This is a genomic window from Flagellimonas pacifica (assembly GCF_900215465.1).
GTDB classification, from domain to species: Bacteria; Bacteroidota; Bacteroidia; order Flavobacteriales; family Flavobacteriaceae; genus Flagellimonas; species Flagellimonas pacifica.
This window is the reverse complement of sequence record NZ_OBEH01000001.1, coordinates 32,228-55,331: the sequence shown is the minus strand read 5'-3', so window position 1 is coordinate 55,331 and position 23,104 is coordinate 32,228. Positions and strand designations below refer to the sequence as shown.

Below are 23,104 nucleotides of genomic sequence, written 5' to 3'. Positions count from 1 at the left end.
CCAAATTTCTAATATATTGGAGGTTATCTTTGTAAGAAACTTATTATAGTTTAAACGTGATATTAGTTTTTAAACATTTCTTTTATCGAAATTATGTAGGCCTATCTCTTTGGCCATTTATCTTTTTAAAAGAAGATAATCTTAAAAAAGATGAAGTGCTCATTAATCATGAGCGCATACACTTAAAACAACAGCAAGAGTTGTTGATCTTTCCTTTTTATATCTTATACATTGCTGAATGGCTGTTGCGAACTGTACTTTATTTGGACAGTTATAGGGCGTACCAAAACATTAGTTTTGAACGTGAAGCTTATGCAAACGAGGAGGATAAAGAGTATCTTGCACGCAGAAAGTCCTTTGGTTTTTTGGACTATTTGACGCGTTAATCACACAACTTGCTTGTTCCCGATCAGAAAATAGATTTATCCATTCTTGAAGAAAAAGGAGTGACCCTTTACATCAAAAGGGAGGACACTATCCACCCACATATCTCAGGTAACAAATACCGAAAGCTTAAATACAACTTGCTTGAAGCTGAGCAACAAGGCCATACCACCTTACTCACCTTTGGTGGTGCTTTTTCCAATCATATTGCCGCAACGGCCTGCGCTGGAAAGGAGAAAGGATTTGAGACCATTGGTATCATTAGAGGAGAAGAGTTAAAGGACAGCTGGCAAGAAAACCCAACATTGAGATTAGCGCGTGATCATGGAATGGAATTTCATTTTGTTTCGCGAAGCGATTATCGAAAAAAAAATGAAAAATATTTTTTGGATGGATTGAACGATGCTTTTGGCAAGTTTTATATCCTTCCCGAAGGGGGAACCAACACCTTGGCGGTTAAAGGTTGTGAAGAAATTTTGACCGAAGCAGATGTTAAGTTTGACTTTATTTGCAGTTGTGTTGGAACAGGAGGCACCGTATCCGGACTTACCAATTCAGCAAAAGCCCATCAAACGGTGTGGGGTTTCCCTGCCTTAAAAGGTGATTTTCTAAAAGAAGATATCCGTAAATTTGCCCGAAACGAAAATTGGGATTTAATTTCTGATTACCATTTTGGAGGCTATGCCAAGGTTGATGCAAGTTTGATCAATTTTATCAACACCTTTAAAAAAGAAACTGGAATTCCCTTGGATCCTGTTTATACCGGAAAAATGCTTTTTGGTATTTTTGACTTGATAAAAAAGGATACTTTTAAAAAAGGGGCCCAAATTTTGGCCATTCATACAGGAGGGCTGCAGGGCATAGAAGGTATGAATCTTGCATTAAAAAAAAGGAATTTACCGTTGTTGGACGTATGATCAAACGAATAGGATATGTTTTGGTGCTCGTTTTAGTGTTCACGGGCTGTAAATCAAAAAAGAGGACGGTGACCCGTCAACCCAAACCGGTGGTGGAGGTTAAAAAGGACCAAGATCCCAATACGGGACTTCCAAAGGATGGTCCCAAAGATTCTGAATTATATCCTTTACCTGTGAACCCTGGTCGATTTGTAAAATTTCCCATTGCAAACACCCAGGAGTATATAGAGACTTTTGCCGAAATGGCCAAGTACGAGATGCGTGCCTTTGGTATTCCTGCAAGTATTACCTTGGCGCAAGGTATTTTGGAGAGTGGCTCGGGCAAAGGGGAACTCACCCGAAAGACCAATAACCATTTTGGGATAAAATGCCATACCGGGTGGGACGGGGAGTTCGATTTTCATGATGACGATGCCAAGGGAGAGTGCTTCCGAAAGTACAACCATCCCATGTATTCATTCCGAGATCATAGTATTTTTCTTTCTTCAAGGTCACGATATAAATTTCTGTTCAATTACAGACGGAACGATTATAAAAAATGGGCTTACGGTTTGCGTCAGGCGGGGTATGCAACGGACAGGAAGTATCCACAAAAATTGATTGCCTTGATTGAACGATATAATTTGGACCAGTATGACGCAGAAGTGGTGCGTGGAGGACTGGAAACCGTTCGGGCACCTAAAAAATATGAAGTGTTTACCCATGTGGTGGAACAGGGGGAAACCCTGTATGCCATCTCTCGTAAATATGCCATTTCAGTAGATGAGCTCAAACAAATCAACAACCTTAATACTAATACCATTTCCATTGGGCAAGTGCTCAATATCCGGAAAGAAAAATCAAAATAACTGTCACATCGAGCGCAGTCGAGATGCGGCTGTTCAAAAATGGTTCTCGACTGCGCTCGAACTGACATCAAAGAATAGAATACTAAATGCTATACCAACGAAGCAGTGCCTTGTTTGCGGAGGCCAAAAAATACATTCCCGGAGGGGTAAATTCCCCAGTAAGGGCATTTAAAGCCGTAGGGGGAGACCCTATTTTTGTAAAAGAAGCTAAAGGAGCTTATTTATATGATGAGGACGGCAACCAGCTCATCGATTATATTGCCTCATGGGGGCCACTGATCTTGGGTCATGCCCATGAGCCTGTGATCAATGCTGTAGTAGAAAAAGCCAAAAAGGGAACTTCCTTTGGAATGCCTACCGAAATTGAGACTGAACTGGCCCAACTGGCCGTTTCCATGGTGCCCAATATCGACAAAATCCGTTTTGTGAATAGCGGAACCGAAGCTTGTATGAGTGCTGTGCGATTGGCCCGAGGTTATACCGGAAAAGATAAGATTATCAAATTTGCAGGGTGCTATCATGGCCATTCCGATTCTTTTTTGATTCAGGCAGGGAGTGGGGCGGTGACCTTTGGAAGCCCCAATAGTCCTGGGGTGACCCAAGGCACCGCAAAAGATACACTTTTGGCCAATTATAACGATTTGGAAAGCGTAAAAGCTTTGGTGGAAGCTAATAAAGGTGAGATTGCAGCCTTGATTCTGGAACCTGTAGCTGGAAATATGGGCTGTATCATTCCAACCAACGAATTTATCCAAGGTTTACGGGATATCTGCACCCAAGAAGGTATTTTGTTGTTGTTTGATGAGGTGATGACCGGATTCCGTTTGGGCAAAGGAGGTGCGCAAGAAGCTTTGGGCATAGATGCTGATATTGTGATGTTCGGAAAAGTAATTGGGGGCGGACTCCCCGTAGGGGCTTTTGCTGCCAGAGCTGAGATTATGTCCCATTTGGCTCCCGAAGGACCCGTGTATCAAGCAGGAACCTTAAGTGGAAACCCCTTGGCCATGAGTGCCGGATTGGCCATGCTCACCGAACTCAACAACAATCCGGGAGTATTTACCAGCTTGGCGGAGAAAACGGAATACTTATATAAAGGGATAGCTGAAGTACTGGTTTCAAAAGGAGTTGCCCATCAGATTAATCGCTATGGCAGTATGATTTCGGTGCATTTTTGTGAAGAACCTGTGGTGGACTTTGCATCCTCGGCCAAGGGCAATAACGATACCTTTAAAAAATACTTTCATGGGATGTTGGAGCAGGGGGTGTATTTACCACCATCAGCTTTTGAAAGCTACTTTTTAAACGATGCCCTCAGCTACGCTGATTTGGACAAGACCATTGAGGCGGTAAAAACTATTTTTTAACTCGAAAAGTAGCTCCTTCCCTGTCATCCTGAGCGCAGTCGAAGGAAAGTGAAGGTGTCCGAAGGACGGAAGGGATTGATTTCTACCCTTACCGATTCCTTTTAGGAATCACCTTTCCCTGTGCAGGGAAAGGAACAATTATTATTTTCTGATTTTGAAAAGCTCCTCACCTTGGATAAGGGGAGGTGGTTCCAACTTTGTTGGAATCGGAGGGGATTGACTATGCTATTTGAAATTCTCCCTAATCTCCTGAAGTACGGATGGCAAATTCTCAAATACCATTTTGTTTTCAAAACGGATTAAAGTAAACCCTAGATTTTCTAAATATTGGGTGCGTTTCAAATCCTTTTCTTCAGCCATTGGATTCATATGCACTTGTCCGTCCAATTCGATTATGAGTTTTTCGGAAGCGCAATAAAAATCTACAATAAAATGGTCGATACTGTGCTGCCTTCTGAATTTTCGGCCATCCAGCTTTTTATGTTGAAGTTGTTTCCAAAGAAATGCTTCGGCTGGGGTCAGGTTTTGACGTAGCTCTTTTCGGTGAGGCCGAAGATTTGGGTGGTCGTGCCTTTTCATTTATTATACCAAAATAGTAAAAAAGATGAAAGCAGTGGTTTACACCCTTTCCGACTCCTTTCAGGAGCCACCTTTCCCTTTTTAGGGAAAGGAACCAATAATGTTTTGGTTTAGAACAGTTCCTCACCTTGGCGAAGGGAAGGTGTCCGAAGGACGGAAGGGATTGGCATTAATTAAATATTTCTACCCTTTCCGATGTCACTACGTAACACCACCTTTCCCTGCACAGGGAAAGGAATTAGTTGTTTGTATTTATTAAAGCTCCTTCCCTTGGTTAAGGGAAGGTGGGTTGATGCAAAACATCAAGACGGTAGGGATGGTAATGGGAGATTAATTTTTGGATTGATAACAACCAATCTGCTCGGCCAACCAAGTTTGGCTACGGCCCTGTTCTTTTAAAACGATTTTGATGCGGTTCATGTTCATGGTCTGCCGTGGGTTATTACATAGTAATAAAAAAGAGTTAACCTTAAAAATATTGGTTAAGCAGAAAGCAAAATACAATAAAAATAATATGGTAAAACAGTATAAAAAGATATGCCTTTATATCATAAAACAATATGTATTATGTGCCACAAATCCCTGATCATTACCTTGATCCAACAAGATCTAAAACATAGCCAACTTACCCAAACGTTGTGCAATGTCGGGCTAGATCATGGCGGCCTGTACGATCTTGATCTGATCTCCCTTGTAGCAAAACTCATGCAAGTGCCTCCCCAAAACCTAGAGGCTTTTGTGGCAATCTATTGCGGTTATTTAGATCGGGCACCGCAATGGCCAACTACCTATAATGGTAAAGAACTATTGCCTGTGGCAGAGGAGTGTTATGTTAAGTTAAAGGGGTGTTTGGGGTAAACACCAGAAACATTCTGGTGGCAGCGGAGGTTGAGCATGTTGCATTATGATGATTCCGGTATAACAATATGCTTCATTGCAAATCCATCTTTTAACACAATACCTTGAAGACCTACCTCATATTTTTTCCATATTTTCTTTGCAAAAACTTCACCATCCTTTTCTTTAATTATTATTGGCTTGTTATGATTTATTTTTGGACAAAATAAAACACCAAATTCACCCTGCGGAAAATGAATTGCAATTCCAGGTTTATAAGTGCTAATTGATCTTAAATAACAAATTCCATAACCTCCAATTTCTGGTCCTCCAACAGTAATAGGCGTAAAATGCTTCCCTCCTTTAATACTTATGGTTTGAGGTGCGAAATTTAGTTCTGTCTTTAGCTCGTAGACAAAAATTGAAGAGCTCGATTCCCCATATGGTTTTGCCTCAACTGAGATTTGAAAATCGCTTACAGAAGGTATTTTTTCGTCATCAATCACTTTCTTAAATGCAAGTGACATTCGAACAAAAGGATTTTTATCTTTAGCAGAACTTGAGTAATATTCAGATTGATATTTGTTAAAAGCTATTTTATCACCAATCCACAGATCTTGGTAATCTAGGGACATCTGTCCATCTGAAAATTTGTATATAGCAGGCTTATTATTAAATAGAGTTCCAATTAAAAAATCAGTGGTATTATTGGACTCTAAATTTAATTGTGCACATCTGTTTGCTAATTGTTTGAAATCTTTAATTTTCCCAGAGAAAAAATCATCTAGTAAAATTTCTGCGTAATGGATGTTTCCAGCATATGCTAAACATGTTTCTGGATGAAGTATTAAAGCCTTTAAATTTCCCGCCAATGGATTATTTCTGACTGAGGATTGATCAGTAACTTTCGAATCGGAAACGAATTTAATGTTGTGTCCATTTATCTTAGCGACAATAAGAGTCATGAATTGTGATTTTATTACTAAATAAGAAATAAAGTTTTATGTGCAGAAAGATTGAGATTTAAATTAATACAAACTGTAGAATTTTGGGTTACACATAGGGCTTAAAAACTGCGGCCTCCCTTCAATTTTGAAGAAAGTAGCTGCAAAAGGTGTTAAAGCATGTTAAAATTTTACCGAACGTTTGGTAAAATTAAAATTCTTTTTACATTTGTCCCATGAGAATGGCAAAAGTATCAGATATAGAAATTTTAAACGGGCTTATGTCCGTGTTTCGTTCCAAAGGGTATGATGGAGCCAGCCTTAATGAGTTGGCAGAGGCCACGGGTCTAAAAAAAGCGAGTCTGTACCATCGCTTTCCCGGAGGGAAAAAAGAAATGACCGCTGCCGTCCTCGACTTTATGGAATCATGGATCAATGATAAGGTCTATAAAGTGCTCTCTGATGAAAAACTGGTACCAACCCAACGTTTAAAAGAAGCTTTGGACAACATCAATGCCGTTTACAACGAGGGACGGGAGGTATGTTTGTACCGTTCCCTTTCCATGGATACCGGAATGGCACTGTTTGGTGAAAAGATTGAAAAAGGAATCAACCAATGGTTGGAGTCGTTCAGCATTTTGGGAAAAGCTGTTGGGCAAGATGCAGAGACCGCCATGCAAATGGCGAAGCAAAGCTTTATTGAGGTACAGGGCAGTTTGGTACTTTCCAAAGCGATGGACAGTACGGAGCCTTTTCAGAATGCCATCCAACAAATTAAGAACCGATACAAAACCTAAAAAAATTTGAACATTAAAATTACCGAACGTTCGGTAAAATAATAATAACGATTAAATTAAAAACAATGAAAACTAGAAAAACGATTGTAACACTTTTTACTTTGGCGGTATTGGTCGCCTCGAGCCTTAACGGACAAAACAAAAGAAGATCCGCAACAAAACAAGATTATCCAACCACCTACCATACCGCAAAGGTGTCCGGATTGGATATTTTTTACCGCGAAGCGGGCCCCAAAGACGCTCCCACCTTACTTTTATTGCACGGTTATCCCACTTCTTCGCACATGTTCCGCAATTTAATGGACGACCTATCTTCCAAATACCACTTAATTGCACCAGATTACCCCGGTTATGGACGTAGTTCTCAACCTCCAATGGCAGAGTTTGACTACACCTTTGACAATTTTGCAGAGATTATTGATGAGTTGTTGGTACAGCTAAAAGTAGATCGCTATAGCCTTTACTTGATGGATTATGGTGCACCAGTGGGGTACAGAATTTTTGAAAAGCATCCGGAACGTGTGGAGGCATTTATAGTGCAGAACGGAAATGCCTACGATGAGGGATTGGTGGATTTCTGGATTCCCCTTAAAAAGTATTGGAACGAATACACGGTTGAAAACGGAAAGGCCTTGGAAGGTTTTCATCAATTAGGAGGTCTTAAATGGCAGTATTTGCATGGAGTTCAGGACAGCACCAAGGTAAGCCCGGATAACTGGAACATTGACCTACAACATTTGACCCGTCCGGAAAACAATGAGATTCAATTGGCCATGTTCTATGATTACCGCACCAATGTGGATAGATATCCCGGATGGCAAAAATTGTTCCGTGAGTATCTGGTGCCTACCTTGATTGTATGGGGAAAGAACGATTACATTTTTCCACCAGCTGGGGCACATCCGTATAAAAGAGATCTAAAAAATGTAGAATTCCATTTGTTGAACACAGGCCATTTTGCTTTGGAAGAAAAAGGAATTGAGATTGCCAATTACATCGACAATTTTTTGAAAAAGAACAAAATCCAATAATTAGGTTCGCTGCCCGTAGCACATTTTTTTCATGATGCTGCGGGTAGTGTTTTCAACCCTTTCCGACTCTTTTCAGGAGTCACCTTTCCCTTATAGGGAAAGGAACAATAGTATATTCTAACTTGAAAAAAGCTCCTTCCCTTGGTTAAGGGAAGGTGTCCGAAGAACGGAAGGGATTGGATTAATTCAAGATTTCCCTCCTTTCGACTGCCTATCCTCTGTGCAAGACTTCGGAAGGAGGACGCTCAGGATGACAGGGAAAGGAGTAATAAAATAGAAAATGGGGCATATGCCCCATTTTCATTTAAACAAACTAAAAAAATAAACCAGCTCAAAGTCAAATCGGTTTAATCCAGAGCAAGTGTTTCCATTTCTTGTGTTCTTTTAGCACAAGGGCGGTGTTAATGGCAAAAAGTCCGCCTGTTTGTAACAGTTCATTGACTTCATCGGCCTCTAAAAAAAGATGGAACAAAAAGATGTGCAAGGTGATGGGCAGCAAAAAAACAGCTCCAACAAAACTACTTCCCTGTAACAATATCAACAATCCAAATAGTAGTTCGGCTATGCCTAAAACCTGCCAAAAATATCCGGTCTGTTTTGCTCCGTTGATGTACAATATTTTTTGAAGTGTACTTTCCTTTTCAGGAGCTTTGAATTTTTGTGCCTTTTCTACAACTGCAATAGGAGAGGGGATGGGTTTTTGGAACTTTTGGATTCCACCATAAACCATCATTCCACCCAAAATCAAACGCAAAACAATAAATAGGATGTTTATTTTCATTCTACAGGTGGGGTTAGTTTGGTTTCACCTGCATTGGGATTGTAGATGTAATTAAAAGTATAGAAACGATATTCATCTGTCATAAAATTTGGCTCTACCGGAGCATCTTTATAATAGCTCACAATTTCCATTTTAGCATATTTCCCATCATGGGTTCGGATAATAAAAACCTTTCCTGGGATAGGTGCTATAATATGGGTGGCAGGATTGTAGCTGTACCATCCGTTGTTGCTTCCGGTAGGTATTGCAAAGGCACCATCGGCATCTTGGGTAAAAGTGAGTCCATCTGCATCTGTAATACTGGCAAAAGTTCCAGATTGGATAGAGATTCCCCCATTTCCGTTTCTTGTTGGTTCATCATTTGTACCTGTTGCTGTCCCACCGTTTACAACAATAGATGTCCCCCTGAAAGCAATATCCCAGTCGGTATCGCTTGTGGTTACCTCACCTGTAACAAAACTGAATTTGGTATACGGCCCTCCCGCTGGTTCTCCTTGCTTTCCGGTTTGTGGTGCAGGAATGTTGGAGGCTGTCTTACTTTGAACAGGAACCAGATTTGGGCCGTCATCATTACTACAGCTTACAAAGGCGATAAAAAAGAACAAAAGACTAAAAAGTTTTAAAGTGGTTTTCATATGTATTTATAGATTAAAATTGAATATTAAGTTTTGTGAACAGTTGAATTCCGGGATTGATAAGGATTTTGCTATCCTGAGCGGCCAATGGATTGTTACCTTTGAAATCCAACAGGTTATTGGCTCCAAATTGTAATTGGTAATGTTTAAAAAAGGTTTTTCCGAAGGCTAGATTTACCAGTGCATAGCCGTCAACAAAAGAATCGTCAAAATCATCCAACAATCCATTGCCATTGCGATCGGTAAGGCCAAACTTGCTTCGATAAGTAACCCTTAGATTGGCATTGGCTTTCCATTTGGGGATTTCGTAGAAAGCTTTGAAGTTTAGGGTATGCCTAGAGCGGTTTTCCAAACCAAAATAATCTGATTTTTTCAACTGGATAGTTGACAGAGTTTCGGGGTCACGGGCAAATACTTCACCATTTTCAATGTCTTCCTTTTTGTTTTTGTCATAGGCATACAAGAGCTGATACCCAGCTGAAAAATTAAGTTGATTGGAAGGTCTGTACTTGAGGTCAATTTCCAAACCTTGGGTATACACACTTTCCCTGTTGATGTAGCCAAATACATTTTGTCCATTGGTCTTGGCGGCCAAGATTCTGGTGTCGATAAGGTTTTTAAAATCGTTTCGAAAAAAGTTAAGTTCTGAGGATAGTTTTCCTTCTTTGTAGACGATTCCAAGATTGTAGCCAACGGAACTCTCCGCATCCAATTTTTTTCCTAAGTCTGAAACATCAACCTGAAGGGTTGCAATTTCATTATTGTTTTGAAGTCGTTGTATACCTTCGGCCTCCACGTCCTTTCCAAATATAGAGTAACCTCCCCCAGCAGCATTGGTGAAGTCAAGGTATAGCTGTCTAAAATCAGGGGCTTTAAAACCACTCCCCACCGAAGCTTTGATGGCCAGATTTTCTGTGAGTTCGTAACGGGCAGATATTTTGGGACTCAGCTGTGAATTATATTCGCTGTGATTATCAAAACGGGCACCAGCGATTAGATTGAGCTTTTCCAAAGGTTTAAAATCGTACTGGGCAAACACATATTGGGAATCAAAGGATACTTTTTCCGTGAAAAGTGAGCGATCAAGAGTTTCAAAATTGTAACCACCTCCCGCAGTTAGGGTGTTGTTGGGATTGATAGCATAATTGAAACGGATTTCGGGTCGAAAGAGCTTTTGGTCAAAATCATTTTCAATGAGCAGGTTATTATTGGCTGCATCAATGGTGTTTTCATTGGTTATGTAGTTGGTATAGTAAAGCTCGTACTGCAGATTGATTTTTTTGGAGGGATTATGGTTGATTCTGAGTTGAATATTTGCATCCTTTTCTTCACTGGTACTGGGAGCAATATCAAACTCCTGGAAGAAATAGCGTCCAGAGGCATAAACATCCAATTGGTCAGAATGGTCGTAAAACAGTCGGCCATTAAAGGTGTAATTAAAAAACGGATTTACGGTTTTACCTTCTTGATTTAGTGATAGGTCATACCCATCAGTGCTCAACCGGTCTGCAAAAAAGGAATATCCAATTTTATTTGCCCATTGATTAAGGCTGATGTTGGTATTTTGATGGTTAAATGAGGCCGTTCTATGTGATATTTGACCACCAATTTTATTGGAAACTGGCTTTTCGGTAATAATATTGATAACCCCACCTAAAGCTTCGGAGCCAAAAAGGCTGGAGGAAGGCCCTTTTACCACTTCAATTTGTTTGATGTTGCCTATGGCAAAGCGACTTAAATCAAGATTGCCTGAACTTCGACCAACAACAGGGACACCATCTAAAAGCACCAAAATGTAATCTGATGCAATACCTTGAATTTGTACGCCTTCGCCCCCACCAATTGTGGCATCCGGGGTTATGATGATTCCCGTTTGCTCGTTCAGTATTTCATTTAGGCGGGTTACTCCTGTCTGTTGCAGTTGCTTTTTGGAAATCAGGGTTACTGGTAGGGGTAGGGAAGAGAGTTGACGAACGGTACGCGTGGCCGTTACTATCACTTCATCCAAGCTTTCCATAAGAATGGAATCATTATGCTTTTTAAAAGATTCTTGAGCAGGGCATAAAAAACTAAAGAGGAAAAAATAAATGAAGAAACCGTTTTTATTTAGAATCATTCTAATTAGATTTGTGGCAAATATATATTTATTTTAATTCAATCTAAATAAGAATAATATTAATTTTTCAATTTTTTTAATTCCAAAAAACAATACGTTTACGATGAAACAACTTTTAATTTTTACCGCAGTATGTTTAATGTTTGCGTTTCAAGCCAATGCGCAGAGCAAAAAGAAAAAGGACCAACAGGCCATAAAAAGTATGTGTGGCTGTTATGAGGTGGGCTTCAACTTTGCTGAAACTTTTGAATATTCAGATGATGAAAACTATGTTCCTTCCAAAGTAAAGCATGATAAAGCCCTGGAATGGGTGCAGTTGGTATCTGATGATAAGGAGAAAATTGTAATGCAGCATCTGTTGGTTGTAGGAAAACCAGATTCCCCACGGATCATAAAACATTGGAGACAAGATTGGCTTTTTGAGAATACCGATCTATATACCTATAACGGTGATAATGTTTGGAACTATGTTTCGCTTCCAAAAGAGCAAGTGAAAGGACAGTGGACACAAAAAGTGTATCAAGTAGATGATAGCCCTCGTTATGAAGGATCTGCAGCCTGGATACATGAAGATGGGCAAAGTTATTGGGAAAATGCCGCTGATGCACCATTACCAAGAAGAGAATACACGAAAAGAAGTGACTATAACTTGACCCTTAGAAACAATAGACATGTTGTTGCCGAAGAAGGGTGGGTCCATGATCAGGATAATAAAAAAATCATTAGAAAAGAAGGAGTCACCGATGTGGTTTTGGCTGAAGAAAAGGGATTCAATACCTATAAAAAAGTTGATGATAGCAGATGTCTAGCTGCCCAAAACTGGTGGAAGGAGCATGGGGCTAACTGGGCTAAGGTCCGAACGAAATGGGACAATGTTTTTGCAGAAAAACAGGATTTGAAACTCAATGCCAAAGTTGATGGTATGCCTCTTTATGCTCATCTTTTTTCAGAAGATTTTGACAGTTCAGAGGATAATATTGCCAAGACCATTGATGCATTTATTTTAAAATAGGCTTGGTGATTGATTTAAGTGAAGACCACCCTAAGGGTGGTTTTTTACTTTTAGTTGTCATGGAATGTACATTGATTTGTTTGAAATTGGGTAAATTTAATAGACCTAAATAGGACAAATGACTCGAGACATTTTGGACATCAATGATTTTACCGTTTTGATAGAGGAGGCCAATTCGGATAAAATTACCATTGATTCATGTCATTTTGATGAACCATTGATTGCTGTTGCCCTATATGGATCGGGTAATGTGCATTTGTCCATGAAATATGGCGATAAGCAACAGGATTATGAGAACACCATGGGTCTTGCACTTTCCTTTTATGCCGATGAACAGGTGGAATGTGAACATACAGTTTCTGTGGAGAAACCGTTGCAATGCATTGTTATAGCCACTTCGCCCAAAAATCTACAAAAGTTACCCAACAATGAAGGAGAATTATTCTCAGAATTGTTGGGGCAATTGGTGAAGCCATCAGATCATTATGTAGAAGGGCCTCGATTTTTTATGACCCCGGAGATGCAACATATCGTAGATGGCATTTTCAAAAACACCTATGAAGGCAAAGCCAAGATGATGTTCTTTCGAAGTCAGATTACCGCTTTGTTGTCTCACTTTTTTTGGCAACTCTCCATCTTGAAGGATGGTGGTATTAAAAATGTTGAACGTGAAAAATTATATGAGGCCAAAGAAATCCTATCCAATAATTTGGATACCCCTCCTTCACTAACCGAGCTTTCACGGCAGATAGGATTGAACACGTTTAAGCTTAAAAAAGATTTCAAAGAGCTTTTTGGGGTTCCTGTTTTCAAATATCTTCAGAATGAACGCATGACCAAAGCCCATGAGCTAATTCGAAAAAATGAAGCTACTGTCCAAGAAGCGGCCTGGCATGTTGGTTACGATAGTTTGAGTTCCTTTTCCAACGCTTTTGCCAAAAAATTCGGTTTCCGCCCCAGCGAAATCAAGCATTAATCCTTTTCGAACAAATCATACTCCTTTTCAAACAACTTGTCACCGGAGTGCTGCTCTAGTTTTGTTTCGTAATCTAAAAACGAGCAGTCATGAAAACAGTTAGAGCTATCGGAATTGGAGTGTTGATTTGGATACTTGGGGTTAGCACATATGTCCTGTCCTTTTACCTCCCCATAATGGATGATAGGGACCAACAGGCCAATGCAGTCTTATTTGCGGTAGTAATACCCTTGGTTTGGACAGGAGCTGGGCTATACTACAAAAATGGACACGCCGTACATGGCTGGCAACTTGGTCAGATATTGTTCTTAACGAGTGTCACTCTCGATGCATTGATTACTGTACCCTTTTTGATTATCCCCAACGGAGGTAGTTACTATGCCTTTTTTACGGACCTGGGCTTTTGGTTGATTGCCCTAGAATTTATGGTGGTAGCTGCACTGTATTGGTATATCAAGGTTAGTATGAAGTTTAACAAACAATAGAAGTAAGCAAAATTATGGATTATGGAAATTATAATGAGCAATCTCACACTTTTCGCGGTCACGCTATGCTTTGGTCTAGTCGCAGGACTATGTTTTACTTGGGGAAACGCCGTAACCCCTGGTATTGGGCAATTGGACGACCTGAATTATCTACAAGCATTTCAGAAAATGAACCGAAGTATTGAAAACCCATTGTTTTTCACTGTTTTTATTGGGTCATTTTTTATGGGCATTGCCGCCATATTTATGAACAAAGGTATTTCCAACACACATTTTTGGATGATAACAATAGCCGTGGTCATCTATTTCTTTGGATTGGTCTTGGTCACCATATTGGGCAATGTACCCCTAAATCAAATTTTGGATAAGACCGATTTGCTCCAAAGCAGTGTAGAAGAATTAAAAGCGCTGCGAGAAAAGTTTGAAAACCCGTGGAATCGATTTCACAGCATTAGGGTTGTATCGACCACGATTTCATTCGCATTATTAATTATTACAGGAATAAGTAAATAAATATTAAAACGAACAATTATGAAACAGAACATTTTAGTATTGGGAGGAACTGGAAAAACAGGACGAAGAATCGTCCAAAAGCTAAACGAAAGAGGACACCATGTGCGTATTGGTTCACGAGGTGAAAATCCAGCTTTTGATTGGGACGATCCTGAGACTTGGGGTAGAGCATTGAAAGATATGCAGAGCGTTTACATTAGTTTTCAGCCAGACTTGGCGGTCCCAGGAGCTTTGGAAGCTATTGAAGGTTTGGTAAAAGAGGCTAAAAGGATGGGCGTACAAAAGTTGGTGTTGCTTTCTGGAAAAGGGGAACGTGAGGCTGAACTATGCGAACAAGTGGTCATCAATAGTGGACTGGATTATACCATTGTACGGGCCAGTTGGTTCAACCAAAATTTTAGTGAGAGTTTCTTTTTGGAACCCATTCAAGCTGGTATTGTAGCCTTGCCCCAGGCAGATGTAAAAGTACCCTATGTAGATGCTGATGATATTGCCGAGGTCGCTGTTGAAGCCTTGACCGACGATAAGCACAATGGAAACATCTACGAGTTAACCGGTCCAAAGTTTTTGACTTTTAGAGAGGTTATTGCTGAAATCGCCCAGGCTACCGGAAGAGAAATAACATTTACCGCAATCGCTTTACCTGCTTATGCCAAAATGCTGAAGGACCATGGTGTTCCGGAAGATTACATTTGGTTAATCAATTATCTTTTTACCGAAGTTTTGGGAAATGAGGCAAATCAGATTATTACACAGGATATAGAGAAAGTTTTGGGAAGGAAACCCAAAGATTTTTCAACCTATGTGAAAGAAACCGCCGTAACCGGAATATGGAACCAGCCTGTTGGAGTTTGATACCATTCTCCTCTTTAAAACGAAGCAGATCTATAAGATCTGCTTTTTTTTATGCCACCATTTCTACCATATGATTGTACAGCATTCCTGCTAAAATGGCAAGACCAAAACTCAACAATGTTCCAATCAAAACATATTCGGTGAGTTTTCTGTTTTTACCCTTGTTGAGGTCTCCAAACCTGAACACTGATTTGGCCGTAATCAATAATCCTATGGCCGCCCACTGATTCAATAAGATAAAACCAAAAACAAAAAGGCGTTCCAACATACCAATATATTTTCCAGCATTTTTAAGAGAACCACCTTCGGCATCATCACTTTTTTGCACTTCCGTGATGTACGGAGCTAAGAGCATCCGCATTAGAATTCCCGAAACGTAGGTTACAAATACCAAAAAGGTGATGAATAAAAGATTTTTTTCATTCAAAACCGACTCAAAATCAATTTGAAAAGGTGTGTGCCAATTAATAATCAGTAGAATGACTAATAAGTGAAGTATTTGGTCCAGTGCAAAAAGCCATCTAAAGTTTTTTGTGTTAGAGAATATAAGTTTACCCAAATCAATTAAAAAATGGGTGACCATTATAATGGCAATAACACCCAAATGTTCAAGTTGAAGCAGAACCAATAGTGCCAACAAATGGATTCCCATATGCCAATAGAGATATTTGGATTTCCATTTTTTCTGAAGCTTATCATCTACCCAATGTGCGGGTTGAAAAACAAAATCACCCAGAAAGTGGGCAAGAATGAGTTTTAAGGCAAATAATGTCATAGTTGTGTGAGTTGGGATTTGTAAAATTGAATCATTTTTTGCACTTCATCAAATCCGGCGCGTATTAATGCTTCGCTGATATTGCTTTGTGATTTGTCTAATAAAGCTGCCAATTCTTTTTGATTGGATTTGGGGTGTTCTAGGGCAGTTTTTACAATCAAGGAGGTTGCTGGGAACCAACTATCCATGCTAAGGGCTGCAAGTTGCAACATAAGATTAATGGTTTGGTCAAATATCTTTGAATCTGATTTTAGCGCGAGTGTCTGTTTTTTTAAATTCTCAAAACATTCTCCTGAATGAACAAAGGCTGAACCGTTGGATTCAGTTATTTTTTTAGAGGTATAATCTTTTTCTCCCAGACCTATTCCCATGCGTACATCAATTCCCTTTTCTTGTTTTAAACTGGCCTTTATGTATATGGCCGCCTCCAAAGCTTTTTCTGGAAGAGTTTCTAATTGGAAGCTGTCACCACGGTAGATTTCCCACTGAGTGGGTTCATTTCCATAAGTGTTTAGCACCTGTTTTAGATTAGGTAACCAAGCTTTTGGTGTTTCCTTTCGGGAATTGATAATATCTCCGGTTATTATGGCGGTTGTAATACTCATGAATACAAATATCGGTAAAATAACCGATAATTAAAAATATCTGCTAATTAACAGATAATTTAACATATCGTCAGAATAACCGATAATTAGAGATAAAAAGAAGTCCTTCCAAATACTATGGAAGGACCTATTTGCTAATTTGTGATTCTTTATTGATAATCCGGAACTAATTTTTCATCAACCCAGGTTAATTGTCGAGTTTCCACAAAAGTTTTAGTCCAAACTGAAGCTTCATCAAGATTTTCTCTTTGTTCCTTTTTAAGAAGTATCTTATTTGGAATACCTTCTTGTTCATCAGGGAAGATGAACCGTTCAGAACGATAAAATACCCCTGAATCTGAAATTTCAGAAAGTTCAGCCACTTTGGTAAGTCCTTTGCCATGGGCAAAAAGATAAATGCCTCCGCCTTCCACACCACAGGCTTCCGCAATGTAGTTGACAAACAAAATTCCATCTAAATCAGGAACACCTTTATTATCCAAAGGATGTATGGTAATATTGGTATGGGTCAAAGGAACTTTTTGTTCTAGATAATCTCCATTTATAACATTCCTTATGTTGAGAAAATTACGAGAACCTTCTTTAGAAAATGCAAAATAGAAATCGATTCCATTCAAAACTTTCTTTTCAATTGACAATAAACCACCTAAAATATAACCTACTTTATCATCATATTTTACTTTGTAAAAAGGAGAATCGTAACCTCGGTAGGGCCATGAAAATTCCGTTTTTTCAATAATCTGGACCCATTCTCCAATTTTAAGGAGTTCCAATACTTCGGATTCCATTTTTGGGGCACTTCGCAATTTTACGTTATTTCCAAACATATAGACCTGTTCACCAGGTTCAAAAACACTCTCGTTCCAAGAATCATGATTTTTATCTTGGGCCGAGCTAAAGGATATAGTCAATAGGGTGGTTAGGGCCGAAATCAGATAGTTAACTTTCATTTTTTATCAATTTAAGATTAAGACAGCCCTTATGGGTGTTACAATATATACGTCTTTAAATGTTAAAAGGTTGGAGGGAAATCTTAAGGTTTTGTCAAAAGAAGAGAATCAATTAATACGCCAAGGAGGATTTAGCCTGTTTTCACCAGCGAAGAAAAGAATCAATCGATTATTGTCAGGGTCGCGGAGCCGGGCCTCTCTCCACAACCAAGGACGGTCAGAGGCAGGGTCGTCAAAATTAATGCCTTTTTCTTGCAAAAGGGTAACCGTTTCATCCAAATCTGTACATTCGAAATAAATAGAAATACCTTCTCCTTTGGGTAATTCCTCCACCAAATGTATTGAAAATGTACTGTTTCCATCTGGGCATACAAAACGGGCATAATGAGGTAAAGCTTTTACAATTAATTGCAACCCCAAAGTGGTATAAAAAGTAATACTGTTTTCAATATTTAGGGAAGGAACCGTAACCTGATTGAGATTCATGTAATCGTTTTTAGGAATGTGTTTCTAAAATACGATTTTCGTTTTATAGAGGAGTTTAAAAATGAGGTAAAAAAGAAGCCACGTCCATGGCCGGCGTGGCTTCTAAAATCAACAAAAAACACTATCCTCTTCTTCCCTTCTCCTGCATTTTCTTTTTGCCGTTCATTCCTTTTCTCGATCTCAGCTTTTTCCAGGTTTGGTATTGCTCTTTGGTCAATACTTCCTTCATTTTTTGCTGATGTGCGATCTGGTGGTCCAATCGAGCATTTTCAAATGCAAATCGCTCATCAGAGGTGGGTCTTTTCCATTCTCCACTTTCTTTTTTTGCTTGGATTTTGGCAAACTTCGCTTTGCGATACTCAGCCAGGTCCAAATTAATGTCCATCACCTTGGTTTGTTGTGCTTTAGTGAGATCTAGAGCCAAGGTCAATTTCTTTGTTTTCAGGGTGGCCATTTGTTCGGCCGTCATGTTCATTTTTGGTCCCTTTCCCATTCTAGGCCCTTCATGCCGCTGTGCAACAGCGCCCACAGTGGTCAATAAGACCAACATTACTGCTAATTGTTTCATATGTTTAAATTTTAATGATTTGCTTGTTGGACAACACTTGCACATGATGGTTTAACCAACAGATCATAATTTATGAAGCATTTAACACGGAAAAACAAAGGGGATGTTATTCTTGATCTACGACAAAATCTTCTTGGGTGTCCTCCAAGTCATCGGTATCTTCAAAATCGGTTTCTGCGACCTTGGGGGAATTTACTTGATTTTTGAACTCGTCTTCCTGTTCGATACCATAATAGATGGTTGCGGTAATCACAAAACAGGAGAGATAGATAAGACTCTTGATTTTGTAGGTCATGATTTTGGGATTTGGGAATACTAAAATAGGGAAAGCGAAGGCACTTAGCTATCATATGTTGTGAAATGGCCTTTTTTAGATGTGAACAGGACAAAATGCATGGTATAACCGATAAAATGCACTGTTTATCCAAAAAAGGCCATTTCCAATGGTAATTTCTTACAACATTGAAGCTATTTGGGCTCTAGAACAAGGTCGATGCGCTCTAGGGCATCTTGAAGGTGGTACCTGCTCATGGTATCTGAGATTCTACCAAGACCACTTCTAATATCCCGCTTTAGATTGTTGAGTTCGGCTCTTGCTACTGATCGGATGTCGGATTGACTGGTATTTACCGCGGTGGATTTTCTATATCCTCCAAAGTCTGATAATTTTCCTTGATTTTGGGCTGTCATCAAATACTCCAAGCGATCAATATGGGCTTTTTGAAGGTTTCTTCTGTACGTGTCAATAGATTTACCACTTCGCGTCTCGGACCAGATTCCTTTTCGTAGATCACGCATCATCTCTAACAAGCCATATGCGTTGCTACCGTTGATCGTTTCATTTTCAATGACACGAGCAAGTTTTCCCAATTGCAAAATATTGTTTAAATACCTTACTTGCATTGAGCGAATACGTTCCACAGATCCAGAATATTCAGTTTTATTGAAAATCTGCTGATCAATCAACCATTTTGGAGTTTTGAACAATTGCTCTTGCATAAAGGCCATACAGTTCTTTTGGTGTTCTTTATCCACATGGGTATAAACTGCTCCTTCTTGTCCTGCGGTTTTGTAATGCTCATAAACACCACCAATATTGTTGGAAACATGTCCCATATAACGTCTGAACTGTGCAACAACCTGGCCATAAAGCGTTCCAAGATCATCATAATCTTCGCCTTCTTCTGTGGTCCATGCCATAAGACTGGGAACAATACGTTTTAAGTTTTCAATACCATATAAACTGGCTTTAATGGCATCATCCCCCAAATCTTCTGTTTGCGAACTTGGGTCATGTACGTCTCCTACTTGTTGATGCCCAAATCTGTACATTGGATCATTTTCATGAGCCCGAATCCAGCCATTTAGAATCGGTTTTTCGTTTTCTGCCGATGTCTCCAAAATAGGTTTATATCCCCAGCGGATTGCATATTTATCATAAATACCAATATTTGGCATCAAAGCCACTCCTTTATCTTCAGGTTGGGCTACGTAATTGAACCTTGCATAGTCCATAATAGAAGGTGCCGTGCCAAATTTTTGGGTGAAGCTTGCAGAACGGAGTGAATCTACAGGATAAGCCACACTGCTTCCCATATTATGTGGAAGACCCAGCGTATGGCCAACTTCGTGAGCAGATACAAATCGAATCAATCTACCCATAATTTCATCCTTAAATGCTACACTTTGTGCTTCAGGGTTTATGGTAGCTGTCTGCACAAAGAACCAATTGCGAAGCAGGGTCATTACATTATGGTACCAATTAATATCAGATTCCAAAATCTCACCACTTCTAGGGTCACTTACATGTGGGCCATTGGCATTGGGTATAGGGGATGCTAAATAGCGCACAACGGAATAACGTACATCTTCAGGAGACCATTCAGGGTCTTCATCTATAGTAGGGGGATCTTTGGCCAAAATGGCATTTTTAAAACCAGCAGCTTCAAATGCCACTTGCCAATCTTCTATACCTTGTTTTATATACTGAACCCATTTTTTTGGAGTTGCACGATCTACATAATAAATAATAGGCTTTTTGGGCTCTACCAATTCTCCGGCATTGTATTTTTCAATATCCTCATCTTTCACTTCCAATCGCCAACGATCCAGATAACGAACCGTTTTACTTTCTTGTGCATCCAGTCCATAATCAACTTGCCCTCTTGCAAACCACCCAACACGTTCATCAAAATAGCGACGTTTCATGGGTTCTTCTGGTAAAAGAATCATAGAGTTGTTGATTTCAATAGAAATAGAGCCTAAACTTTGATTGCTTGGTGGAGCACCTGCAGCGTAAGTTTTTACGTGGCGAGCTTCAATGTTTAAAGGATAACTTTTGATGGATTCGATATAACTTCGTTCTCCATCCAAACGACTTACTTTATATCTTTTGCGATAAAAATCGGGCATGCCCAGAGCACTTACATCTTTGGTAAACAAAGGATCTACCTCAATAACAGTTGCGGGATTTAAAGAATCTTTTTTATTGAATGCTTTGATGTTGAACGCATACAGCACTGGCTCAAAGTTGGAATTGACCACGGCTTCATGCACTGGAAGTGAATCTGCGGCTACATTTCCATAGGAAACAACTCTAACTAATACCTTTTTTGGTTTTTTTTCCCATCGTAGAACTTGGGTGTTTATTTTACCGCCACCAAAACCAATTCCTGTTGCTGTTTTGGAGATTCTGCTAACCATTAACATTTCCCTATTAAATAGAGAATCAGGGATCTCATAATAATGTTTGTCCTCTACTTGGTGAACTTGGAAAAGACCCTCATCTGTTTTTGCTTCTTTGGTGATTACCTTATCATACGGTTTAATATCACCCTTTTTAGGTTTGGCGTCTGTTTTTTGTTCGGTTTTCTTCTTTTTCTTTTTAAAAAGTTGTGCTTCTGAAGTTTGAACTGCGCCAAGAAGAAAAAGCGCGAAAAAAAATTTGGTAAGAATGTTTCTGATCATTTGATGTCGGTTTGATATAATGAATAGCACCAAAGAACCTAAAAAACATAAAAACAGACTGTTAAATAAATATTAACTCTCAATTTTTTTCTGAGATGTGCGAAACTCTGGGAGTATCTATTTTTACTGTAGCTTTCCGTTGAAACACAACTTATAGTTGGGCTGAGAGGAAATTTATTTTTCCTTAAAAAAATAAAAAAGCTGTAACAATTTAGAATTTGGGTAGTCTTATAAGCATACATCATCAATCAAAAAATTCAATCAAAAATGAACAAATTATTAATGATTTACGGTTTGGTACTCCTGGGTAGTACCGCCGTAGCAAACGACCAAGAAAGTACGGCGGTCCCTGTTGTAGAAACCAAATTGGAAACCACCAGTACATTAGAGAACAATTTTACAGTATTGCAGATCAATGCTGAACTAAAAGAGGTTCCCTCAAGATTTTACTACATGAATAATGAGGAGTCCTTTGAACTGAATCTGAACGAAATAGAATTCATAGAAGAAGAATTGACGGAAGATTTGGGGTTTGATACCTCCGATTACCTTCCTGAAGGTTTTAACCCTTATGAAGCTTATTTTGATTTGAATTCCATTATATACTCCGAAAACGAAACTGAGTTGAACCTGGATTTTGATACCGCGGATTATTTACCCGCAGGATTTGATCCCTACACAGAGATAGTAGATGTTCACACCATTAATTACATGGAGGATGAAGACAATGACCTAGGTTTTGACACCATGGATTATTTGCCTGAAGGTTTTTCGCCATACGAAGTGTATGTAGATTTGAATGCTATCCCTTACATTGAAGAGGAAGTTGAGTTAATCCTAAGTTTGGACAGCGAATATATGTTGCCAGAAGGTTTTGATCCTTATGAGGATATCATAGAAGTAACTTCAATCAATTTTGTTGAGGACGAAGAAATAAACTTGGGTTTTGATACCACAGAGTATCTCCCAGAAAATTTTGACCCATATACAAGGGCAAACTAGGTAGGATGTTTTAATCTTCATTTTACAAATTTTTGAGTTAGTTAGAAAAGCCCTCGATCGAGGGCTTTTTGTTGTCTTAATGTTAATTGAAGTACACTACATACCCACCAGAATCACTTAACAAAAAAATAACATGAAAATCGATTAAGTGTAAATGATAATAAAAGGGTTTTAACATTATCAATCCTACAAAATTTACTGCTTAAAGCAACGGGGTTTTCAATAATGGAAACTAAGAATTGATGACTCTGTTTTTTACTGAAATTCTTAGCAGCGTTAACAAAAAACTAATTGTAATAAACTTCACAATTTGTGGTTTTACCTTTGTATAACAAATCAAAAACGATAGTTATGAAATATAGAAATTACATCTTAGGGACGCTGGCAGGAATTGTTTCGATTACTGCAGTTAGTGCCAATAAATCAAATGCTCCAAGAGAGGAGTTTGATATCAATAAAGTGGTGTTCATTGAAGAAGATCAGGATTGGGAACTGGGGTTTGATACCGCCATGTACTTGCCTGAAAATTTTGATCCTTACAGTGGTAAATTTTCTTTGAAGGCAATCAATTATATTGATGTTTGCGATAAAATAGAATTGGGGTTTGATACCTCGGGGTATTTACCTGCAGGTTTTGATCCCTATATACAATAAAGTTAGTTTTTTATATTTTTTGA

26 protein-coding genes are annotated in these 23,104 nt (G+C 39.1%); 14 read left to right on the top strand and 12 right to left on the bottom strand.

All coding sequences use genetic code 11. The features are described 5' to 3' along the window. Positions 1-56 precede the first annotated feature (56 nt). From CRO15_RS00245 to hemL, 4 genes are all read left to right on the top strand, one after another. A complete protein-coding gene (locus CRO15_RS00245) occupies positions 57-386 on the top strand; it encodes a hypothetical protein (RefSeq protein WP_097043737.1) in 330 nt (109 codons plus the stop codon). 9 nt (positions 387-395) lie between these two features. After that, positions 396-1,301, top strand: a complete 906-nt coding sequence (locus CRO15_RS00240) for a 1-aminocyclopropane-1-carboxylate deaminase/D-cysteine desulfhydrase (protein WP_097043736.1) — start codon at positions 396-398, stop codon at positions 1,299-1,301. After that, entirely contained in the window at positions 1,298-2,149 is an 852-nt protein-coding gene (locus CRO15_RS00235; protein WP_097043735.1) for a glucosaminidase domain-containing protein, read from the top strand. Before CRO15_RS00240 ends, CRO15_RS00235 begins: the two co-directional genes overlap by 4 nt. Before the next feature lie 86 nt (positions 2,150-2,235). Beyond that, entirely contained in the window at positions 2,236-3,513 is a 1,278-nt protein-coding gene (hemL, locus tag CRO15_RS00230; protein WP_097043734.1) for a glutamate-1-semialdehyde 2,1-aminomutase, read from the top strand. Between the two features lie 225 nt (positions 3,514-3,738). On the opposite strand, the gene CRO15_RS00225 is transcribed toward hemL, so the two are convergent. Continuing rightward, positions 3,739-4,092, bottom strand: coding sequence for an endonuclease domain-containing protein (locus CRO15_RS00225; protein ID WP_097043733.1), 354 nt, complete (start codon positions 4,090-4,092; stop codon positions 3,739-3,741). A gap of 567 nt (positions 4,093-4,659) precedes the next feature. On the opposite strand from CRO15_RS00225, the gene CRO15_RS00215 reads away from it, so the two are divergent. Beyond that, entirely contained in the window at positions 4,660-4,950 is a 291-nt protein-coding gene (locus CRO15_RS00215; protein WP_097043731.1) for a hypothetical protein, read from the top strand. 44 nt (positions 4,951-4,994) lie between these two features. Here CRO15_RS00215 and CRO15_RS00210 read toward each other — a convergent pair whose 3' ends face one another. Continuing rightward, positions 4,995-5,894: a hypothetical protein gene (locus CRO15_RS00210; protein WP_097043730.1), complete on the bottom strand. Its 900-nt coding sequence runs from the start codon at positions 5,892-5,894 to the stop codon at positions 4,995-4,997. Positions 5,895-6,115: 221 nt separating this feature from the next. Between CRO15_RS00210 and CRO15_RS00205 the strand changes: the two genes are divergently transcribed. Further along, positions 6,116-6,670, top strand: coding sequence for a TetR/AcrR family transcriptional regulator (locus CRO15_RS00205; protein ID WP_165769888.1), 555 nt, complete (start codon positions 6,116-6,118; stop codon positions 6,668-6,670). Positions 6,671-6,735: 65 nt separating this feature from the next. Next, complete coding sequence (locus tag CRO15_RS00200) at positions 6,736-7,701, top strand: alpha/beta fold hydrolase (protein ID WP_097043728.1); 966 nt, start codon at positions 6,736-6,738, stop codon at positions 7,699-7,701. 337 nt (positions 7,702-8,038) lie between these two features. On the opposite strand, the gene CRO15_RS00195 is transcribed toward CRO15_RS00200, so the two are convergent. Genes CRO15_RS00195 through CRO15_RS00185 form a run of 3 tightly spaced genes read right to left on the bottom strand, consistent with a single transcriptional unit; the run spans position 8,039 to position 11,233 of the window. Beyond that, positions 8,039-8,482 carry a DoxX family membrane protein gene (locus CRO15_RS00195; protein ID WP_097043727.1) on the bottom strand — a complete coding sequence of 148 codons (444 nt, stop codon included), beginning with the start codon at positions 8,480-8,482 and terminating at the stop codon, positions 8,039-8,041. Continuing rightward, positions 8,479-9,117 (bottom strand): HmuY family protein, encoded by a 639-nt coding sequence (locus tag CRO15_RS00190; protein WP_097043726.1) that lies wholly within the window; start codon positions 9,115-9,117, stop codon positions 8,479-8,481. The genes CRO15_RS00195 and CRO15_RS00190 overlap by 4 nt, the downstream gene beginning before the upstream one ends. 13 nt (positions 9,118-9,130) lie before the next feature. Then, on the bottom strand, positions 9,131-11,233 hold the full coding sequence (locus CRO15_RS00185; RefSeq protein WP_097043725.1) for a TonB-dependent receptor plug domain-containing protein: 2,103 nt from the start codon (positions 11,231-11,233) through the stop codon (positions 9,131-9,133). Positions 11,234-11,336: 103 nt separating this feature from the next. Here CRO15_RS00185 and CRO15_RS00180 point away from each other — a divergent pair, with 103 nt between their 5' ends. The 5 genes from CRO15_RS00180 to CRO15_RS00160 all read left to right on the top strand — a co-directional run bounded on the left by CRO15_RS00180 (position 11,337) and on the right by CRO15_RS00160 (position 15,074). Continuing rightward, positions 11,337-12,245 (top strand): DUF6607 family protein, encoded by a 909-nt coding sequence (locus tag CRO15_RS00180; RefSeq protein ID WP_097043724.1) that lies wholly within the window; start codon positions 11,337-11,339, stop codon positions 12,243-12,245. Positions 12,246-12,363: 118 nt separating this feature from the next. Beyond that, complete coding sequence (locus CRO15_RS00175; RefSeq protein ID WP_097043723.1) at positions 12,364-13,221, top strand: helix-turn-helix domain-containing protein; 858 nt, start codon at positions 12,364-12,366, stop codon at positions 13,219-13,221. Positions 13,222-13,310: 89 nt separating this feature from the next. Beyond that, the gene (locus tag CRO15_RS00170) at positions 13,311-13,706 is read left to right on the top strand and encodes a DUF5367 family protein (protein ID WP_097043722.1); all 396 of its coding nucleotides are present in this window, start codon (positions 13,311-13,313) and stop codon (positions 13,704-13,706) included. 21 nt (positions 13,707-13,727) lie between these two features. Further along, positions 13,728-14,219, top strand: a complete 492-nt coding sequence (locus CRO15_RS00165; protein ID WP_097043721.1) for an anthrone oxygenase family protein — start codon at positions 13,728-13,730, stop codon at positions 14,217-14,219. A gap of 18 nt (positions 14,220-14,237) precedes the next feature. Then, positions 14,238-15,074: an NmrA family NAD(P)-binding protein gene (locus CRO15_RS00160; RefSeq protein WP_097043720.1), complete on the top strand. Its 837-nt coding sequence runs from the start codon at positions 14,238-14,240 to the stop codon at positions 15,072-15,074. Positions 15,075-15,123: 49 nt separating this feature from the next. On the opposite strand, the gene CRO15_RS00155 is transcribed toward CRO15_RS00160, so the two are convergent. The 7 genes from CRO15_RS00155 to CRO15_RS00125 all read right to left on the bottom strand — a co-directional run bounded on the left by CRO15_RS00155 (position 15,124) and on the right by CRO15_RS00125 (position 21,425). Beyond that, positions 15,124-15,849: a DUF3307 domain-containing protein gene (locus CRO15_RS00155; RefSeq protein WP_097043719.1), complete on the bottom strand. Its 726-nt coding sequence runs from the start codon at positions 15,847-15,849 to the stop codon at positions 15,124-15,126. Further along, the gene (locus CRO15_RS00150; protein WP_097043718.1) at positions 15,846-16,454 is read right to left on the bottom strand and encodes a transcriptional regulator; all 609 of its coding nucleotides are present in this window, start codon (positions 16,452-16,454) and stop codon (positions 15,846-15,848) included. The genes CRO15_RS00155 and CRO15_RS00150 overlap by 4 nt, the downstream gene beginning before the upstream one ends. 149 nt (positions 16,455-16,603) lie before the next feature. Continuing rightward, the gene (locus CRO15_RS00145) at positions 16,604-17,404 is read right to left on the bottom strand and encodes an SH3 domain-containing protein (protein ID WP_097043717.1); all 801 of its coding nucleotides are present in this window, start codon (positions 17,402-17,404) and stop codon (positions 16,604-16,606) included. A 108-nt stretch (positions 17,405-17,512) separates the two neighbouring features. Then, positions 17,513-17,890 (bottom strand): VOC family protein, encoded by a 378-nt coding sequence (locus CRO15_RS00140; RefSeq protein ID WP_097043716.1) that lies wholly within the window; start codon positions 17,888-17,890, stop codon positions 17,513-17,515. A 121-nt stretch (positions 17,891-18,011) separates the two neighbouring features. Continuing rightward, positions 18,012-18,458 (bottom strand): hypothetical protein, encoded by a 447-nt coding sequence (locus CRO15_RS00135; protein WP_097043715.1) that lies wholly within the window; start codon positions 18,456-18,458, stop codon positions 18,012-18,014. Between the two features lie 106 nt (positions 18,459-18,564). After that, the gene (locus tag CRO15_RS00130; protein WP_097043714.1) at positions 18,565-18,753 is read right to left on the bottom strand and encodes a hypothetical protein; all 189 of its coding nucleotides are present in this window, start codon (positions 18,751-18,753) and stop codon (positions 18,565-18,567) included. A 173-nt stretch (positions 18,754-18,926) separates the two neighbouring features. Next, the gene (locus CRO15_RS00125) at positions 18,927-21,425 is read right to left on the bottom strand and encodes a zinc-dependent metalloprotease (RefSeq protein WP_097043713.1); all 2,499 of its coding nucleotides are present in this window, start codon (positions 21,423-21,425) and stop codon (positions 18,927-18,929) included. Between the two features lie 267 nt (positions 21,426-21,692). Between CRO15_RS00125 and CRO15_RS00120 the strand changes: the two genes are divergently transcribed. Together CRO15_RS00120 and CRO15_RS00115 are read left to right on the top strand one after the other, a co-directional pair. Then, complete coding sequence (locus CRO15_RS00120; RefSeq protein ID WP_133067185.1) at positions 21,693-22,427, top strand: hypothetical protein; 735 nt, start codon at positions 21,693-21,695, stop codon at positions 22,425-22,427. Between the two features lie 351 nt (positions 22,428-22,778). Next, positions 22,779-23,081 (top strand): hypothetical protein, encoded by a 303-nt coding sequence (locus CRO15_RS00115; protein WP_097043711.1) that lies wholly within the window; start codon positions 22,779-22,781, stop codon positions 23,079-23,081. Positions 23,082-23,104: the final 23 nt, after the last annotated feature.

Excerpts from the sequence above, each read along its gene's own strand:
- CRO15_RS00235 (WP_097043735.1), top strand. The coding sequence starts at position 1,298 with ATGATCAAACGAATAGGATATGTTTTGGTGCTCGTTTTAGTGTTCACG.
- hemL (WP_097043734.1), top strand. The coding sequence starts at position 2,236 with ATGCTATACCAACGAAGCAGTGCCTTGTTTGCGGAGGCCAAAAAATAC.
- CRO15_RS00225 (WP_097043733.1), bottom strand. The coding sequence starts at position 4,092 with ATGAAAAGGCACGACCACCCAAATCTTCGGCCTCACCGAAAAGAGCTA.
- CRO15_RS00215 (WP_097043731.1), top strand. The coding sequence starts at position 4,660 with ATGTGCCACAAATCCCTGATCATTACCTTGATCCAACAAGATCTAAAA.
- CRO15_RS00210 (WP_097043730.1), bottom strand. The coding sequence starts at position 5,894 with ATGACTCTTATTGTCGCTAAGATAAATGGACACAACATTAAATTCGTT.
- CRO15_RS00205 (WP_165769888.1), top strand. The coding sequence starts at position 6,116 with ATGGCAAAAGTATCAGATATAGAAATTTTAAACGGGCTTATGTCCGTG.
- CRO15_RS00200 (WP_097043728.1), top strand. The coding sequence starts at position 6,736 with ATGAAAACTAGAAAAACGATTGTAACACTTTTTACTTTGGCGGTATTG.
- CRO15_RS00195 (WP_097043727.1), bottom strand. The coding sequence starts at position 8,482 with ATGAAAATAAACATCCTATTTATTGTTTTGCGTTTGATTTTGGGTGGA.
- CRO15_RS00190 (WP_097043726.1), bottom strand. The coding sequence starts at position 9,117 with ATGAAAACCACTTTAAAACTTTTTAGTCTTTTGTTCTTTTTTATCGCC.
- CRO15_RS00185 (WP_097043725.1), bottom strand. The coding sequence starts at position 11,233 with ATGATTCTAAATAAAAACGGTTTCTTCATTTATTTTTTCCTCTTTAGT.
- CRO15_RS00180 (WP_097043724.1), top strand. The coding sequence starts at position 11,337 with ATGAAACAACTTTTAATTTTTACCGCAGTATGTTTAATGTTTGCGTTT.
- CRO15_RS00175 (WP_097043723.1), top strand. The coding sequence starts at position 12,364 with ATGACTCGAGACATTTTGGACATCAATGATTTTACCGTTTTGATAGAG.
- CRO15_RS00170 (WP_097043722.1), top strand. The coding sequence starts at position 13,311 with ATGAAAACAGTTAGAGCTATCGGAATTGGAGTGTTGATTTGGATACTT.
- CRO15_RS00165 (WP_097043721.1), top strand. The coding sequence starts at position 13,728 with ATGGAAATTATAATGAGCAATCTCACACTTTTCGCGGTCACGCTATGC.
- CRO15_RS00160 (WP_097043720.1), top strand. The coding sequence starts at position 14,238 with ATGAAACAGAACATTTTAGTATTGGGAGGAACTGGAAAAACAGGACGA.
- CRO15_RS00155 (WP_097043719.1), bottom strand. The coding sequence starts at position 15,849 with ATGACATTATTTGCCTTAAAACTCATTCTTGCCCACTTTCTGGGTGAT.
- CRO15_RS00150 (WP_097043718.1), bottom strand. The coding sequence starts at position 16,454 with ATGAGTATTACAACCGCCATAATAACCGGAGATATTATCAATTCCCGA.
- CRO15_RS00145 (WP_097043717.1), bottom strand. The coding sequence starts at position 17,404 with ATGAAAGTTAACTATCTGATTTCGGCCCTAACCACCCTATTGACTATA.
- CRO15_RS00140 (WP_097043716.1), bottom strand. The coding sequence starts at position 17,890 with ATGAATCTCAATCAGGTTACGGTTCCTTCCCTAAATATTGAAAACAGT.
- CRO15_RS00135 (WP_097043715.1), bottom strand. The coding sequence starts at position 18,458 with ATGAAACAATTAGCAGTAATGTTGGTCTTATTGACCACTGTGGGCGCT.
- CRO15_RS00130 (WP_097043714.1), bottom strand. The coding sequence starts at position 18,753 with ATGACCTACAAAATCAAGAGTCTTATCTATCTCTCCTGTTTTGTGATT.
- CRO15_RS00125 (WP_097043713.1), bottom strand. The coding sequence starts at position 21,425 with ATGATCAGAAACATTCTTACCAAATTTTTTTTCGCGCTTTTTCTTCTT.
- CRO15_RS00120 (WP_133067185.1), top strand. The coding sequence starts at position 21,693 with ATGAACAAATTATTAATGATTTACGGTTTGGTACTCCTGGGTAGTACC.
- CRO15_RS00115 (WP_097043711.1), top strand. The coding sequence starts at position 22,779 with ATGAAATATAGAAATTACATCTTAGGGACGCTGGCAGGAATTGTTTCG.